11 protein-coding genes are annotated in these 13,496 nt (G+C 70.2%); 9 read left to right on the top strand and 2 right to left on the bottom strand.

All coding sequences use genetic code 11. The annotated features are described in order from the left end of the window. Positions 1-67 precede the first annotated feature (67 nt). The 6 genes from ruvB to HW130_RS31660 all read left to right on the top strand — a co-directional run bounded on the left by ruvB (position 68) and on the right by HW130_RS31660 (position 8,081). On the top strand, positions 68-1,132 hold the full coding sequence (gene ruvB / locus HW130_RS31685; protein ID WP_177153216.1) for a Holliday junction branch migration DNA helicase RuvB: 1,065 nt from the start codon (positions 68-70) through the stop codon (positions 1,130-1,132). A gap of 164 nt (positions 1,133-1,296) precedes the next feature. Continuing rightward, positions 1,297-1,812, top strand: a complete 516-nt coding sequence (gene yajC / locus HW130_RS31680) for a preprotein translocase subunit YajC (protein ID WP_177153215.1) — start codon at positions 1,297-1,299, stop codon at positions 1,810-1,812. Positions 1,813-1,960: 148 nt separating this feature from the next. Beyond that, complete coding sequence (gene secD / locus HW130_RS31675; protein ID WP_177153214.1) at positions 1,961-3,745, top strand: protein translocase subunit SecD; 1,785 nt, start codon at positions 1,961-1,963, stop codon at positions 3,743-3,745. A gap of 1 nt (position 3,746) precedes the next feature. Further along, entirely contained in the window at positions 3,747-4,856 is a 1,110-nt protein-coding gene (gene secF / locus HW130_RS31670; protein ID WP_177153213.1) for a protein translocase subunit SecF, read from the top strand. After that, a complete protein-coding gene (locus HW130_RS31665) occupies positions 4,853-5,398 on the top strand; it encodes an adenine phosphoribosyltransferase (RefSeq protein WP_177153212.1) in 546 nt (181 codons plus the stop codon). Before secF ends, HW130_RS31665 begins: the two co-directional genes overlap by 4 nt. 199 nt (positions 5,399-5,597) lie before the next feature. After that, a complete protein-coding gene (locus tag HW130_RS31660; protein WP_177153211.1) occupies positions 5,598-8,081 on the top strand; it encodes a bifunctional (p)ppGpp synthetase/guanosine-3',5'-bis(diphosphate) 3'-pyrophosphohydrolase in 2,484 nt (827 codons plus the stop codon). Positions 8,082-8,268: 187 nt separating this feature from the next. Here HW130_RS31660 and HW130_RS31655 read toward each other — a convergent pair whose 3' ends face one another. Together HW130_RS31655 and HW130_RS31650 are read right to left on the bottom strand one after the other, a co-directional pair. After that, positions 8,269-9,498, bottom strand: a complete 1,230-nt coding sequence (locus HW130_RS31655) for a DUF349 domain-containing protein (protein WP_177153210.1) — start codon at positions 9,496-9,498, stop codon at positions 8,269-8,271. Between the two features lie 175 nt (positions 9,499-9,673). Beyond that, positions 9,674-10,462 carry a peptidylprolyl isomerase gene (locus HW130_RS31650; protein WP_177153209.1) on the bottom strand — a complete coding sequence of 263 codons (789 nt, stop codon included), beginning with the start codon at positions 10,460-10,462 and terminating at the stop codon, positions 9,674-9,676. A gap of 217 nt (positions 10,463-10,679) precedes the next feature. Between HW130_RS31650 and HW130_RS31645 the strand changes: the two genes are divergently transcribed. The 3 genes from HW130_RS31645 (at position 10,680) to HW130_RS31635 (ending at position 13,468) form a co-directional block, all read left to right on the top strand. Further along, the gene (locus HW130_RS31645) at positions 10,680-11,390 is read left to right on the top strand and encodes an MBL fold metallo-hydrolase (protein ID WP_177153208.1); all 711 of its coding nucleotides are present in this window, start codon (positions 10,680-10,682) and stop codon (positions 11,388-11,390) included. A gap of 11 nt (positions 11,391-11,401) precedes the next feature. After that, positions 11,402-12,664, top strand: coding sequence for a histidine--tRNA ligase (gene hisS, locus HW130_RS31640; RefSeq protein WP_177153207.1), 1,263 nt, complete (start codon positions 11,402-11,404; stop codon positions 12,662-12,664). A gap of 171 nt (positions 12,665-12,835) precedes the next feature. Further along, a complete protein-coding gene (locus tag HW130_RS31635) occupies positions 12,836-13,468 on the top strand; it encodes a vitamin K epoxide reductase family protein (protein WP_177153206.1) in 633 nt (210 codons plus the stop codon). Positions 13,469-13,496 lie beyond the last annotated feature (28 nt).

Raw genomic sequence — 13,496 nt, 5'->3', positions numbered from 1 at the left:
GGGGAAACGCCCCGCGCAGCGGCCCACGCCCGCACGCAACCGTACGAACCGAGAAGGCAGACACCACGTGAACTGGGACGACGAGACCACCGACGAGACGGAACCGCGGCTGGTCGGCGGCGCCGCCGACGGCGAGGACCAGGCTGTCGAGGCGGCCCTGCGACCCAAGTCGCTGGCCGAGTTCGTCGGTCAGGAGCGCGTCCGCGAGCAGCTCGACCTCGTGCTCAAGGCGGCCCTCGCCCGCGGCGCCACCGCCGACCACGTCCTGCTCTCCGGTGCACCCGGCCTCGGCAAGACCACCCTGTCGATGATCATCGCCGCGGAGATGAACGCCCCGATCCGCATCTCCTCGGGCCCCGCCATCCAGCACGCGGGCGACCTCGCGGCCATCCTCTCCTCGCTCCAGGAGGGAGAGGTCCTCTTCCTCGACGAGATCCACCGCATGTCGCGGCCCGCCGAGGAGATGCTCTACATGGCGATGGAGGACTTCCGCGTCGACGTGATCGTCGGCAAGGGCCCGGGAGCCACCGCCATCCCCCTGGAGCTGCCTCCGTTCACCCTCGTCGGCGCCACGACCAGGGCGGGTCTGCTGCCGCCACCCCTGCGCGACCGCTTCGGCTTCACCGCGCACATGGAGTTCTACGAGCCGGTCGAACTGGAGCGCGTCATCCACCGTTCGGCACAGCTTCTCGACCTCGACATCGAGGCGGAGGGCGCCGCCGAGATCGCCGGCCGCTCACGCGGCACGCCGCGTATCGCCAACCGTCTGCTGCGCCGCGTCCGGGACTACGCCCAGGTCAAGGCGGACGGCCTCATCACCCGGGAGGTGGCCGCGGCCGCCCTCGGCGTGTACGAGGTCGACAGCCGCGGCCTGGACCGGCTGGACCGGGCGGTGCTGCAAGCGCTGCTCAAGCTGTTCGGGGGCGGCCCGGTCGGTCTGTCCACGCTCGCGGTCGCGGTGGGGGAGGAGCGCGAGACGGTCGAGGAGGTGGCCGAGCCCTTCCTCGTACGCGAGGGTCTGCTGGCCCGGACGCCCCGGGGCCGGGTGGCCACGCCCGCGGCCTGGGCGCACCTCGGGCTCGTGCCGCCTCAGCAGGGCGCAAGTGGACAACAGGGGCTGTTCGGGGCGTGACGGCGAGGGGAGTCGTCCCCTGCGGAACCACGGTGGGATGCTGGGCGTTGTTCCAGTGATGCGGACTCGCTTAGACTCCGCCGATGCCGACCTTCCGGGTCGGCGTGCCCACCCCCGTAGATCAGGCCGTTCATCAGCGCGGTCGTGCGAAGGAATTCCCCGCCGTGGATATCTTGACCCTCCTCCCTTTCATCGTGCTCATCGGGGCCATGTTCCTGATGACCCGCTCCGCCAAGAAGAAGCAGCAGGCGGCCGCGCAGATGCGTGACCAGATGCAGCCCGGCACCGGCGTGCGGACCATCGGTGGCCTCTACGCGACCGTCAAGGAGGTCAACGACGACACGGTCCTCCTCGAGGCGGCCCCCGGAGTGCACCTGGTGTTCGCGAAGAACTCCATCGGCGCGGTCCTCGCCGACGAGGAGTACAACCGCATCGTCCACGGTGACGACGATGTCAAGACCGACAGCGCCACCGTCGTCCCCGACGACGCGTCCTCGCTGAGCGGCGACGCCGCAGCCGACGAGACCGCCGACTCCGACAAGATCGACCTCGGCAAGAAGGCCGACACGGACGCGGACGACGCCGAGGTGAAGGACGCCGACACCAAGGACGGCAAGACCGACGGCAAGACCGACGGCAAGACCGACGGCAAGACCGACGGCGAGGCCGACGCGAAGTAGTCACGATCGGGGACCGCGACGGCGCCCACATGGCGTCGGGCGGTCCCCCGGTTGTGCCGACTGACCTTCGGGGGCAGGTCCCCACAACACTTCGTGGCCGCCTCGGCGCACACCCGGCGCAGGCGGTTGGACAGGGAGAAACGAGAAGGTGGCAGCACCGAACAGGGGCCGAAGGCCCGCGGGGACTCAGGGCAAGCCGGGGCGTTCCCTGGTTCTGATCCTGATCGCCATGGTCGCGCTCACGGGTGGCATGTTCTGGGCGGGGCAGCTCACGCCGCGTCTGGGCATCGACCTGGCGGGCGGTACGACCATCACGCTCGAGGCGAAGAGCGAGCCCGGCAAAGAGAGCGCCGTCAACGAGACCAACATGAACACCGCGGTCGGCATCATCGAGCGCCGTGTCAATGGTCTGGGTGTCTCCGAGGCCGAGGTCCAGACCCAGGGCGACCGGAACATCATCGTCAACATCCCCAAGGGGACGAATTCCGAGCAGGCCCGTGAGCAGGTCGGCACCACCGCCCAGCTCTTCTTCCGGCCTGTGCTGACCGTCGCCGCCGGCGGCCCCGCAGCGCCCGAGCCCTCCCCGAGTGCGTCGCCCAGCGGCAAGCCCAAGGACGGCAAGGCGACGGACAAGCCGAAGGCCGGCGCCCCCTCCGGCTCCCCTTCCGCCACCCCGTCGGCCAGTGCGACCACCCAGGGCCGTGCCGTGACGGAGGGCCTCAAGGCCCCCGCGGCGAGCCCCACGCCGTCCGCTTCGGACAAGCCGAAGACGTCCGAGAGCCCGGCGCCCTCGGACAAGCCCGACCCGACGCCCTCCAGTGACCCGGCCTCCGCCGCGCTGGAGAAGCAGTTCACCGCTCTGGACTGCACGGACGCCAAGGCCCGCGGCAAGCTCGGTGACGGCGTCAAGCCGACCGAGACCGCCCTCGCCTGCGGCAAGAACAGCGTGGGCGAGTGGGAGAAGTACATCCTCGGCCCGGCCGAGGTGGACGGCAAGGACGTCGACGACGCCAAGGGCCAGCTCGACCAGCAGCGCGGCATGTGGATCGTCACGATGGACTTCACCGAGAGCGGTGCCAAGAAGTTCCAGAAGATCACCGGCCGCCTCTCCCAGCAGCAGCCCCCGATGAACCAGTTCGCCATCGTCCTCGACGGTGAAGTGGTCTCGGCCCCGCAGGTGAACCAGACGCTGAGCGCCAGCGCCGAGATCACCGGCAACTTCACCCAGGACTCCGCCCAGAACCTGGGCAACATCCTGTCCTACGGCGCCCTGCCCCTGTCCTTCGAGGAGCAGAGCGTCACCACGGTCACCGCCGCCCTCGGCGGTGAACAGCTCCAGGCGGGTCTGATCGCCGGTGCCATCGGCCTCGCGCTCGTCGTGATCTACCTGGTCGTCTACTACCGCGGCCTGGCCCTGATCGCGATCCTCAGCCTCATGGCGTCCGCGATCCTGACGTACACGATCATGGCTCTGCTCGGCCCGGGCATCGGCTTCGCGCTGAACCTGCCCGCAGTCTGCGGCGCCATCGTCGCGATCGGTATCACCGCCGACTCGTTCATCGTCTACTTCGAACGCATAAGGGACGAGATCCGCGAGGGCCGCACGCTGCGTCCGGCCGTGGAGCGTGCCTGGCCGCGTGCCCGGCGCACGATCCTGGTCTCCGACTTCGTGTCGTTCCTCGCCGCCGCCGTGCTCTTCGTCGTCACGGTCGGCAAGGTCCAGGGCTTCGCGTTCACGCTCGGTCTGACGACCGTGCTCGACGTGGTGGTCGTCTTCCTGTTCACCAAGCCGGTCATGACGATCCTCGCCCGCCACAAGTTCTTCGCGAGCGGCCACCCGTGGTCCGGACTGGACCCGAAGCGGCTCGGCGCCAAGCCGCCGCTGCGCCGCTCCCGTCGCATCTCCGCCCCCACCGACCCGAAGGAGGCGTGAGATGTCACGACTCGGAAACCTCGGTGCCAGGCTGTACCAGGGCGAGGTCGGCTACGACTTCGTCGGCAAGCGCAAGATCTGGTACGGCGTCTCGATCCTGATCACCATCACGGCCATCCTCGGCCTCGTGGTCCAGGGCCTCAACATGGGCATCGAGTTCAAGGGCGGTGCCGTCTTCACCACTCCGAAGACCAGCGTGTCGGTCACCGAGGCCCAGGAAGCCGCGGAAGAGGCCTCCGGCCACCCCGCGATCGTCCAGGAGCTCGGCACCGGCGGCATGCGCATCCAGGTCAGTGAGCTGGACACGCAGCAGGCCGACAAGGTCGCCGCCGAGCTCTCCGAGACGCTCGACGTCGACGCGGAGCGGATCAACGCCGAGCTCGTCGGGCCCAGCTGGGGCGAGCAGATCGCCAACAAGGCGTGGACCGGCCTCGGCGTCTTCATGATCCTCGTGGTGATCTACCTGGCCATCGCCTTCGAGTGGCGCATGGCGGTCGCGGCATTGGTCGCGCTGATCCACGACATCACCATCACCGTCGGCGTGTACGCCCTCGTCGGCTTCGAGGTCACGCCGGGCACCGTGATCGGTCTGCTCACGATCCTCGGTTACTCGCTGTACGACACGGTCGTCGTCTTCGACTCCCTCAAGGAGGGCTCGAAGGACATCACCAAGCAGACCCGCTGGACCTACAGCGAGATCGCCAACCGCAGCATCAACAGCACCCTGGTGCGTTCGATCAACACCACGGTCGTCGCCCTGCTGCCGGTCGCCGGCCTTCTGTTCATCGGTGGCGGTGTCCTCGGCGCAGGCATGCTGAACGACATCTCGCTGTCGCTGTTCGTCGGTCTCGCCGCCGGTGCGTACTCCTCGATCTTCATCGCCACTCCGCTGGTCGCCGACCTCAAGGAGCGCGAGCCGCAGATGAAGGCCCTGAAGAAGCGGGTGCTCGCCAAGCGCGCGGCCGCCGCGGCCAAGGGCGAGCCGGCGGAGTCCGAGCAGACCGACGGCCCCGACGACGCCGACGATGTGCAGGAGGACGCGGCGCCGGCCGGCGCCGTCGTCGGGCAGCGCGGCCGCGGGCGCGGGCGCCCCTCGGGCAGGCGCCGGTGACCGCCGCCGGCACCAGGGAGCTGCTGCTCAGCCGCATCCGCGACGTCGCCGACTACCCGAAGCCGGGAGTGGTGTTCAAGGACATCACGCCGCTGCTCGCGGACCCCGTCGCCTTCACGGCGCTGACGGACGCGCTCACCGAGCTCTGCGTCCGCCACGGCGCGACGAAGATCGTCGGCCTCGAGGCACGCGGCTTCATCCTCGCGGCGCCGGTCGCCGTCCGCGCCGGCATCGGGTTCATTCCGGTGCGCAAGGCCGGCAAGCTGCCCGGGGCGACGCTGGGACAGGCGTACGAGCTGGAGTACGGCACCGCCGAGATCGAGGTGCACGCCGAGGACCTGAGCGCGGGGGACCGCGTCATGGTCATCGACGACGTCCTCGCCACCGGCGGGACCGCCGAGGCCTCGCTGGAGCTCATCCGGCGGGCGGGCGCGGAGGTCGCGGGCATCGCGGTCCTGATGGAGCTCGGCTTCCTCGGCGGCCGTGACCGGTTGGACGGCGCCCTGGGCGGGGCGCCGCTGGAGGCGCTGATCACGCTCTGACGGCCGGCCGCGCGGCCGCCGCACGGCACACGACGGGTGCCCCGGATCCGCTCCGGGGCACCCGTCGCCGTTCCCGGTGGTCCGAGGCGGCCCCTGTGGCGCACGCCTCCCCACCGCCTCGTGCGCACCTGGACTGCCAGGTCGATACCATGGGCTTTCCGGGCCTGACCGGGGACCCGGAACCGCACGAGGAGTGCCCTTGCCAGACGAGGCCCAGTCCGCCGCCGCGCAGCCCGGCCAGAAGGCCGAAAAGGCCGCGGCAGCCCCTGTCACGCCCGAGCCGAAGCCGGACCGTCAGCCGCAGCCCGCCGCGCCCGAGCGCGTGAGCCAGGTGCCCGTCTCCGCGCCCAAGCCCGTACCGCCCGCCACGTCGCGGTCCGGCGGCTCCTCGAATCGGGTACGCGCCCGTCTCGCCCGTCTCGGCGTGCAGCGCTCGTCGCCGTACAACCCGGTGCTCGAGCCGCTGCTGCGGATCGTGCGCAGCAACGACCCCAAGATCGAGACCTCCACGCTGCGCCAGGTCGAGCGCGCCTACCAGGTCGCGGAGCGCTGGCACCGCGGCCAGAAGCGCAAGAGCGGCGACCCGTACATCACGCATCCCCTCGCCGTCACCACCATCCTCGCCGAGCTCGGCATGGACCCGGCGACGCTGATGGCCGGCCTGCTGCACGACACCGTCGAGGACACCGAGTACGGCCTCGACCAGCTGCGCCGCGACTTCGGCGACTCCGTGGCCCTGCTCGTCGACGGCGTCACCAAGCTGGACAAGGTCAAGTTCGGTGAGGCCGCGCAGGCCGAGACCGTGCGCAAGATGGTCGTCGCCATGGCCAAGGACCCGCGCGTCCTGGTCATCAAGCTCGCCGACCGCCTGCACAACATGCGCACCATGCGCTACCTCAAGCGGGAGAAGCAGGAGAAGAAGGCCCGCGAGACGCTGGAGATCTACGCCCCGCTGGCGCACCGGCTGGGCATGAACACCATCAAGTGGGAGCTGGAGGACCTCGCGTTCGCGATCCTCTACCCCAAGATGTACGACGAGATCGTGCGCCTCGTCGCCGAGCGCGCGCCCAAGCGCGACGAGTACCTCGCCATAGTGACCGACGAGGTCCAGGCGGATCTCCGCGCGGCGCGCATCAAGGCCACCGTCACCGGCCGCCCCAAGCACTACTACAGCGTCTACCAGAAGATGATCGTCCGCGGCCGTGACTTCGCGGAGATCTACGACCTGGTGGGCATCCGCGTCCTCGTCGACACGGTCCGCGACTGCTACGCGGCCCTCGGCACGGTGCACGCGCGATGGAATCCGGTCCCCGGCCGGTTCAAGGACTACATCGCGATGCCGAAGTTCAACATGTACCAGTCGCTGCACACGACGGTCATCGGCCCCAACGGCAAGCCCGTCGAGCTGCAGATCCGCACCTTCGACATGCACCGCCGCGCGGAGTACGGCATCGCGGCCCACTGGAAGTACAAGCAGGAGACCGTCGCCGGGGCCTCCAAGATCCGTACGGACGTACCCAAGGCCGGCAAGGGCACCGCGGGCCAGGACACCGTCAACGACATGGCCTGGCTGCGGCAGCTGCTGGACTGGCAGAAGGAGACCGAGGACCCCAGCGAGTTCCTGGAGTCCCTGCGTTTCGACCTGTCCCGCAACGAGGTCTTCGTCTTCACGCCCAAGGGCGACGTCATAGCGCTGCCGGCGGGCGCCACCCCCGTCGACTTCGCCTACGCCGTCCACACCGAGGTCGGTCACCGCACCATAGGCGCGCGGGTCAACGGCCGGCTCGTCCCGCTGGAGTCGACCCTCGACAACGGCGACCTGGTGGAGGTCTTCACCTCCAAGGCCGAGGGCGCGGGCCCCTCCCGCGACTGGCTCGGCTTCGTCAAATCGCCGCGGGCCCGCAACAAGATCCGCGCCTGGTTCTCCAAGGAGCGCCGCGACGAGGCCATCGAGCAGGGCAAGGACTCCATCGCGCGCGCCATGCGCAAGCAGAACCTGCCGATCCAGCGCATCCTCACCGGTGACTCCCTGGTCACCCTCGCGCACGAGATGCGCTACCCCGACATCTCCTCGCTGTACGCGGCGATCGGCGAGGGCCATGTGGCCGCGCAGGGCGTCGTGCAGAAGCTGGTGCAGGCCCTCGGCGGCGAGGAGGCCGCAAACGAGGACATCGCCGAGTCCACCCCGCCCTCCCGCAGCCGCAGCAAGCGCCGCAACAACGCGGACCCGGGCGTGGTCGTCAAGGGCGTCGAGGACGTGTGGGTCAAGCTGGCCCGCTGCTGTACGCCCGTCCCCGGCGACCCGATCATCGGCTTCGTGACACGCGGCAGCGGCGTGTCCGTGCACCGCGCGGACTGCGTCAACGTCGACTCGCTCTCGCAGCAGCCCGAACGGATCCTCGACGTCGAGTGGGCGCCCACCCAGTCGTCGGTCTTCCTCGTCGCCATCCAGGTCGAGGCGCTGGACCGCTCCCGGCTGCTGTCGGACGTGACCCGGGTCCTGTCCGACCAGCACGTCAACATCCTGTCGGCGGCCGTGCAGACCTCCCGAGACCGGGTGGCCACCTCGCGCTTCACCTTCGAGATGGGCGACCCCAAGCACCTCGGCCACGTGCTGAAGGCGGTCCGCAGCGTGGAGGGCGTCTACGACGTCTACCGCGTCACCTCCGCGCGTCGCCCCTGACGGGCCGCGAGGCGCCGGTACACCGCCGACAGCCCCGAGACGGCTCGAGCGCGCGGCTGAGCCGTCGGCCCACGGGCTCGCCGGCTGCCGCGCAGCGGCACGGCCCCCGCCGGAAGCGCCGGATGTACGGGAGGGCCCCGGTACGCATCGCGTACCGGGGCCCTCCCATGAGCCCAAGGCGGGCGCGTCAGCCGCCGAACTCCTCCAGGCCCTTCAGCGCCTGGTCCAGCAGCGCCTGACGGCCCTCGAGCTCCTTGGCGAGCTTGTCCGCCTTGGCGTTGTTGCCCGCCGCGCGCGCCGTGTCGATCTGCTCACGCAGCTTGTCCACGGCCGCCTGCAGCTGGCCCGTCAGACCCGCGGCACGCGCACGCGCCTCCGGGTTCGTCCGGCGCCACTCGTTCTCCTCGGACTCCTGCAGGGCCCGCTCCACCGCGTGCATCCGGCCCTCGACCTTCGGCCGGGCGTCGCGCGGCACGTGGCCGATGGCCTCCCAGCGCTCGTTGATGGACCGGAAGGCGGCGCGGGCGGCCTTGAGGTCCGTCACGGGCACCAGCTTCTCGGCCTCGGCCGCGAGCTCCTCCTTGAGCTTGAGGTTCTCCGCCTGCTCGGCGTCGCGCTCGGCGAACACACCGCTGCGCGCGGCGAAGAAGACGTCCTGCGCACCGCGGAAGCGGTTCCACAGGTCGTCCTCGGCCTCGCGCTGGGCACGGCCCGCCGCCTTCCACTGCGCCATCAGGTCGCGGTAGCGGGCGGCGGTGGGGCCCCAGTCCGTCGATCCGGACAGGGCCTCGGCCTCGGCCACCAGCCGTTCCTTGGTCTGACGGGCCTCCTCGCGCTGCGCGTCCAGCGACGCGAAGTGCGCCTTGCGGCGCTTGGAGAACGCCGAGCGGGCGTGCGAGAAGCGGTGCCACAGCTCGTCGTCGGACTTCCGGTCGAGCCGGGGCAGGCCCTTCCAGGTGTCCACGAGTGCCCGCAGCCGCTCACCCGCGGCCCGCCACTGGTCGCTCTGTGCCAGCTCCTCGGCCTCGGTGACCAGCGCCTCCTTGGCCTGACGCGCCTCGTCACTCTGCTTCGCGCGCTGCGCCTTGCGCTCCTCGCGGCGCTTGTCGACCGTCGCCACGAGCGCGTCGAGACGCACGCGCAGGGCGTCGAGGTCCCCCACGGCGTGGTGCTCGTCCACCTGCTGACGCAGGTGGTCGATCGCCGCCATGGCGTCCTTGGTCGACAGATCGGTGGTCTTCACCCGCCGCTCGAGGAGGCCGATCTCGACCACCAGGCCCTCGTACTTGCGCTCGAAGTAGGCCAGCGCCTCCTCGGGAGAGCCCGCCTGCCACGATCCGACGACCTTCTCGCCCTCGGCAGTACGCACGTACACGGTGCCCGTCTCGTCGACGCGGCCCCACGGGTCGCTGCTCACAGCGCCTCCTCAACCTGATGCCCGCGAGGGAGTTCGTCCCCGGGCATCGTCCACAGTTTCCTGGGACGGGCCTCGCCCGTCCTGAGCAACGCGAAGCCGGCCCGCGCTGCACAACGCCAATCTAGGCGACCGGCCGCCTGGCTGTCCGCACTCAGCGCGGCCGAAATTGCCCGGCTCACACCTTGGGGACGGTGGCTTTCTCGATGCTGACGGCCTTCTTGGGCGCGCCGTCGCTCGCGCCGCCCTCGACACCGGCCTTGCCCACGGCCTGTACGGCCTTCAGGCTCTTCTCGTCCATCGTGCCGAACGGCGTGTACGTGGGCGGAAGTTTGCTGTCCTTGTACACGAGGAAGAACTGGCTGCCGCCCGAGTTCGGCTGACCGGTGTTCGCCATCGCGACCGTGCCCGCCGGGTACGTCACGGTGCCGTCGGCGCCCGCCTTGCCGAGCGCCGTGAGGTTCTCGTCCGGGATCGTGTAGCCGGGGCCCCCGGTGCCGTCGCCCTTCGGGTCGCCGCACTGCAGGACGAAGATGCCCTGCGTAGTGAGGCGGTGACACTTGGTGCCGTTGAAGTAGCCCTTGTCCGCCAGCGACTTGAACGAGTTGACCGTGCGGGGGGTCTTCGCCGCGTCCATCGCGATCGCGATGTCGCCCTCGTTCGTCTTGAGGGCGAAGGTGTACTTCGCCTTCTTGTCGATCGACATGGCAGGCTCGGGCGAGCTGCTCTCGGACGGCGACGGGGTCGCGCTGGGCGAGGCGTCCGACGAGGCGCTGTCGTTCTTGTCGCCGTCGCTCAGGGCCGCGCCCGCGTAGACGGCGCCGCCGGCGGCGACCACGACGGCCAGGGCGGCCGCGATGATCGCGTTGCGCTGCTTCGCCTTCTTCCGTGCCTGCTCCCGACGCTGCTGCTGGCGCTCGAACTTCTCCCTGGCGAGCTGCCGCCGCCGCTGATCGCTGCTGACCACCGGGTCTTCTCCTTGTAGGTCGAGAACGTCGAAAACGTCGTGTCCGCCGAGGTGCCGTGCACGTGGCGTGGCGCCGACCGCCGGGCCTCGCCCCGTACCGTATACGGGTTGGCTGTGTGGTGAGCAGCGCCGGTAGGCTCTGAACTGCTGTGATCGACGCGGCAGCGCCGCCCGTCGATCCGCCGCATGCCTCTCGACGACCGAACTGAGGACGATCGTGCTTATTGCCGGGTTCCCGGCCGGGGCCTGGGGGACCAACTGTTACCTGGTCGCCCCCGCCGCCGGCGAGGAGTGCGTGATCATCGACCCGGGCCACCAGGCCGCCCAGGGGGTCGAGGAGACGCTCAGGAAGCATCGGCTCAAGCCCGTCGCCGTCGTGCTCACGCACGGCCACCTCGACCATGTCGCCTCCGTCGTACCCGTCTGCGGCGCCCATGACGTGCCGGCCTGGATCCACCCGGCCGACCGCTACATGATGAGCGACCCCGAGAAGGCCCTCGGCCGCTCCATCGGCATGCCGCTCATGGGCGAGCTGACCGTCGGGGAGCCCGACGACGTCAAGGAGCTGACCGACGGCGCCGCGCTCAGCCTCGCCGGCCTCGACTTCTCCGTCGCGCACGCACCGGGCCATACCAAGGGGTCGGTGACTTTCCGGATGCCCGAGTCCGCGGACGTTCCGTCCGTCTTCTTCTCGGGCGACCTGCTGTTCGCCGGCTCCATCGGACGCACGGACCTGCCCGGCGGCGACATGGACGAGATGCTCGAGTCGCTGGCCCGCGTGTGCCTGCCGCTCGACGACTCGACCGTGGTGCTGTCCGGCCACGGTCCCCAGACGACCATCGGCCGTGAGCGCGCCACCAACCCGTATCTGCGCGAGGTGGCGGCCGGCCTCGGGAGCACACAGCCCGCTCCCCGACGAGGAATGTGACGAGACTTTCCGTGAGTGTTTTCCAGGCCCCGAAGGGCACGTACGACCTGATCCCGCCGGACTCCGCGAAGTTCCTCGCGGTGCGCGACGCGATCTCCGCCCCGCTGAAGAACTCCGGCTACGGCTACATCGAGACGCCCGGCTTCGAGAACGTGGAGCTGTTCGCGCGCGGTGTCGGCGAGTCCACCGACATCGTCACCAAGGAGATGTACGCCTTCGAGACCAAGGGCGGCGACCGGCTCGCGCTGCGCCCGGAAGGCACCGCTTCCGTGCTGCGCGCGGCCCTGGAGGCGAACCTCCACAAGGCCGGCAACCTGCCCGTGAAGCTCTGGTACTCGGGCTCGTACTACCGCTACGAGAAGCCGCAGAAGGGCCGCTACAGGCACTTCTCGCAGGTTGGCGCCGAGGCGATCGGAGCGGAGGACCCGGCGCTGGACGCCGAGCTGATCATCCTGGCCGACCAGGCCTACCGCTCGCTCGGTCTGCGCGACTTCCGCATCTTGCTGAACTCCCTGGGCGACAAGGAGTGCCGCCCCGTCTACCGCGAGGCGCTCCAGGGCTTCCTGCGCGACCTCGACCTCGACGAGGACACCCGCCGCCGGGTGGAGATCAACCCGCTGCGGGTCCTCGACGACAAGCGCGCCGACGTGCAGAAGCAGCTGGTGGGCGCGCCGCTGCTGCGCGACTACCTGTGCGACGCGTGCAAGGCGTACCACGAGGAGGTGCGGGCGCTGCTGACGGCGGCCGGTGTCGCCTTCGAGGACGACGAGAAGCTGGTGCGCGGCCTCGACTACTACACGCGCACCACGTTCGAGTTCGTCCACGACGGTCTCGGCTCGCAGTCCGCGGTGGGCGGCGGCGGCCGCTACGACGGCCTGTCCGAGATGATCGGCGGCCCGGCGCTGCCGTCCGTCGGCTGGGCTCTGGGCGTCGACCGCACGGTCCTGGCATTGGAGGCCGAGGGCATCGAGCTCGACCTGCCCGAGGCCACCAGCGTCTACGCGGTCCCGCTCGGCGAGGAGGCTCGCCGGGTGCTGTTCGGCGTGGTGACCGAGCTGCGCAAGGCCGGCGTCGCCGCCGACTTCAGCTACGGCGGCAAGGGCCTCAAGGGCGCCATGAAGAACGCCAACCGTTCGGGCGCCCGGTACGCCCTCGTCGCGGGCGAGCGCGATCTGTCCGAGGGCGTGGTCCAGCTCAAGGACATGGAGTCCGGCGAGCAGCAGCCCGTCGCGCTGGACGGCGTGGTCGCCAGGCTGCGCGCCGAGCTCGGCTGACAGCACGGCGCGAAGGGGCCCGCGGCGTCAACTGCCGTGGGCCCCTTCGCCGTTGTGCCGGTCAGGGCGCATCGCCCGGGGGCATTCCTTATCCGGAGCGAACAGAGAGAACCGGGTGCGGTGCGGCAGAATGGCGGTGCCCAGCAGACCGGCGAACGATGGAACGGCGATATGACGACTGCAGCGGTTGACGGCGTGTCCTCCGGGACGGGGGACGACGCGCGCGGGCGTGTCGGTGCGGGGCGTGGGTTCGCGTGGATGCTGGTGGTCACGGGTGCGGCGGGGCTGCTGGCGGCGTGGGTGATCACGATCGACAAGTTCAAGCTGCTGGAGGACCCGGGGTTCACGCCGGGGTGCAGTCTCAATCCGGTGGTGTCGTGCGGGAACATCATGAAGAGCGAGCAGGCGGCGGTGTTCGGGTTCCCGAACCCGATGCTCGGTCTGGTCACGTACGGCATGGTGATCGCGATCGGCATGGCTCTGCTGGCGGGGGCCCGCTACCGCCGCTGGTACTGGCTGGGGCTGAACGCGGGGACGCTGTTCGGGGTCGGGTTCTGCACGTGGCTGATGCAGCAGTCGCTGTACGAGATCAACGCGCTGTGCCTGTGGTGCTGCCTGGCGTGGGTCGCCACGATCGTCATGTTCTGGTACGTGACCTCGCACAACGTCCGTCACGGTCTGCTGCCCGCGCCGGCCGGACTGCAAAGTTTCCTCGGCGAGTTCACGTGGGTGCTGCCGGTGCTGCACGTCGGGATCATCGGGATGCTGGTGCTGACCCGCTGGTGGGACTTCTGGACCGGCTGACCGGCCCACCGGCGGTGTCGGCGCTCTG

This window comes from Streptomyces sp. PKU-EA00015 (assembly GCF_013387495.1).
In the GTDB taxonomy this organism is placed as follows: Bacteria; Actinomycetota; Actinomycetes; order Streptomycetales; family Streptomycetaceae; genus Streptomyces.
This window is presented reverse-complemented; position numbering and strand designations above follow the sequence as displayed.